Source organism: Affinundibacterium nitidum (genome assembly GCF_014284155.1).
GTDB classification, from domain to species: domain Bacteria; phylum Pseudomonadota; class Gammaproteobacteria; order Burkholderiales; family Burkholderiaceae_D; genus Undibacterium; species Undibacterium nitidum.
Genome location: NZ_JACOFZ010000018.1, coordinates 2,139 through 5,431 on the forward strand (window position 1 = coordinate 2,139; position 3,293 = coordinate 5,431).

A 3,293-nucleotide genomic window follows, 5' to 3' on the forward strand; every position below is an offset into this window, starting at 1 on the left:
AATAACAAATGTGAGTGGCGCGTGCGCTGTTGAGATTTGTTCTTTCAAAACGAAAGCAAAGTAATTAAGTAGTATCGTTCTTTAACAATTGAGAAGAAGTAAAGTAGAAATAATCAAAATTATTTCGTAGAGGAGTTGATGATGGAAATCGTTGACGAATTTATGGAAGGGTTGTGATTGTATCGAACAAACAATGTATTAAAAAGAGTTTGAAAAGCGCTGTTGAAAGACAGCAATTTAGAAAATCAAATTCCTTGAGATACGGCAACGCTAAAGTAATACTCATATAGTAGTAAAGAACTATAACTAGTTTTTAGTGATGAACCTGGAACTAAGTGATTAGAACCGGACACTAGAAATCAAAGTTATAGGGACAAGTGACTAAGTGCACATGGTGGATGCCTTGGCGATATCAGGCGATGAAGGACGTAGTAGCTTGCGATAAGCTGCGGGGAGTGAGCAAACACACTGTGATCCGCAGATTTCCGAATGGGGAAACCCGGCCGTAAGGTCATTGCAACCTGAATACATAGGGTTGCAAAGCGAACGTGGCGAACTGAAACATCTAAGTAGCTACAGGAAAAGAAATCAACCGAGATTCCCAAAGTAGTGGCGAGCGAAATGGGAAGAGCCTGCATGATTTAGCAGATTTAATAGTAGAACGGATTGGAAACTCCGGCCATAGAGGGTGATAGCCCCTTATACGAAATTATCTTTGTGGAACTAAGTATGCGACAAGTAGGGCGGGACACGTGAAATCCTGTCTGAACATGGGGGGACCATCCTCCAAGGCTAAATACTCGATATCGACCGATAGTGAACCAGTACCGTGAGGGAAAGGCGAAAAGAACCCCGGGAGGGGAGTGAAATAGAACCTGAAACCGTGTGCATACAAACAGTCGGAGCGGACTTGTTCCGTGACGGCGTACCTTTTGTATAATGGGTCAGCGACTTACATTCAGTGGCGAGCTTAACCGCATAGGGAAGGCGCAGAGAAATCGAGTCCGAATAGGGCGACAGTCGCTGGGTGTAGACCCGAAACCAGATGATCTACTCATGGCCAGGATGAAGGTGCCGTAACAGGTACTGGAGGTCCGAACCCACTAATGTTGAAAAATTAGGGGATGAGCTGTGGGTAGGGGTGAAAGGCTAAACAAATCTGGAAATAGCTGGTTCTCTCCGAAAACTATTTAGGTAGTGCCTCAAGTATCACCAACGGGGGTAGAGCACTGTTATGGCTAGGGGGTCATCGCGACTTACCAAACCATTGCAAACTCCGAATACCGTTGAGTGCGAGCTTGGGAGACAGACATCGGGTGCTAACGTCCGGTGTCAAGAGGGAAACAACCCAGACCGCCAGCTAAGGTCCCAAAGTATAGCTAAGTGGAAAACGAAGTGGGAAGGCTAAAACAGTCAGGAGGTTGGCTTAGAAGCAGCCACCCTTTAAAGAAAGCGTAATAGCTCACTGATCGAGTCGTCCTGCGCGGAAGATGTAACGGGGCTAAGCTATACACCGAAGCTGCGGATATCAATTTATTGATATGGTAGGAGAGCGTTCTGTAAGCCTGCGAAGGTGTCTGGTAACGGATGCTGGAGGTATCAGAAGTGCGAATGCTGACATGAGTAGCGATAATGGGAGTGAAAAGCTCCCACGCCGTAAGCCCAAGGTTTCCTGTTCAACGTTCATCGGAGCAGGGTGAGTCGGCCCCTAAGGCGAGGCAGAGATGCGTAGCTGATGGGAAGCAGGTTAATATTCCTGCACCGTCGTATGATGCGATGGGGGGACGGATCGCGGAAGGTTGTCAGGCGGTTGGAAGAGCCTGTTCTTGACTTGTAGAAGGTGCTTAGGCAAATCCGGGCACGTAATTCAAGGGGTTGAGACGAGTGAATTTATTCACGAAGCAATCGGAAGTGGTTCCAAGAAAAGCCTCTAAGCTTCAGTCATACGAGACCGTACCGCAAACCGACACAGGTGGGCGAGATGAGTATTCTAAGGCGCTTGAGAGAACTCGGGAGAAGGAACTCGGCAAATTGGTACCGTAACTTCGGGATAAGGTACGCCCTTGTAGTTTGACCCCCCTGCGGGGGAAGGACGAAAGGGTTGCAATAAACTGGTGGCTGCAACTGTTTAATAAAAACACAGCACTCTGCAAACACGAAAGTGGACGTATAGGGTGTGACTCCTGCCCGGTGCTGGAAGATTAAATGATGGGGTGCAAGCTCTTGATTGAAGTCCCAGTAAACGGCGGCCGTAACTATAACGGTCCTAAGGTAGCGAAATTCCTTGTCGGGTAAGTTCCGACCTGCACGAATGGAGTAATGATGGCCACACTGTCTCCTCCCGAGACTCAGCGAAGTTGAAATGTTTGTGATGATGCAATCTACCCGCGGCTAGACGGAAAGACCCCATGAACCTTTACTGTAGCTTTGCATTGGACTTTGAACCAATCTGTGTAGGATAGGTGGGAGGCTTTGAAGCGGGGACGCCAGTTCTCGTGGAGCCATCCTTGAAATACCACCCTGGTTTGTTTGAGGTTCTAACCTTGTCCCGTAATCCGGGTCGGGGACAGTGCATGGTAGGCAGTTTGACTGGGGCGGTCTCCTCCCAAAGTGTAACGGAGGAGTTCGAAGGTACGCTAGGTACGGTCGGACATCGTGCTAATAGTGCAATGGCATAAGCGTGCTTAACTGCGAGACTGACAAGTCGAGCAGGTACGAAAGTAGGACATAGTGATCCGGTGGTTCTGTATGGAAGGGCCATCGCTCAACGGATAAAAGGTACTCTGGGGATAACAGGCTGATTCCTCCCAAGAGTTCATATCGACGGGGGAGTTTGGCACCTCGATGTCGGCTCATCACATCCTGGGGCTGTAGCCGGTCCCAAGGGTATGGCTGTTCGCCATTTAAAGTGGTACGTGAGCTGGGTTTAAAACGTCGTGAGACAGTTTGGTCCCTATCTGCCGTGGGCGTTGGAAGTTTGAAGGGGGCTGCTCCTAGTACGAGAGGACCGGAGTGGACGAACCTCTGGTGTACCGGTTGTCACGCCAGTGGCATTGCCGGGTAGCTATGTTCGGAAGAGATAACCGCTGAAAGCATCTAAGCGGGAAACTCGCCTTAAGATGAGACTTCCCGGAGACTAGATCTCCTTAAAGGGTCGTTCGAGACCAGGACGTTGATAGGCTGGGTGTGGAAGTGCAGTAATGCATTAAGCTAACCAGTACTAATTGCCCGTACGGCTTGTCCCTATAACTTTGGTCAGTTATAGATAACTACGACAAGTATTACAAAAGTGT

At 48.7% G+C, this 3,293-nt stretch carries 1 rRNA gene; it reads left to right on the forward strand.

Annotation, left to right across the window (positions count from 1 at the left end):
- The first annotated feature begins 371 nt into the window (after nucleotides 1-371).
- Nucleotides 372-3,245 (forward strand): 23S ribosomal RNA (locus tag H8K36_RS18830).
- The last annotated feature ends 48 nt before the right edge of the window (nucleotides 3,246-3,293 follow it).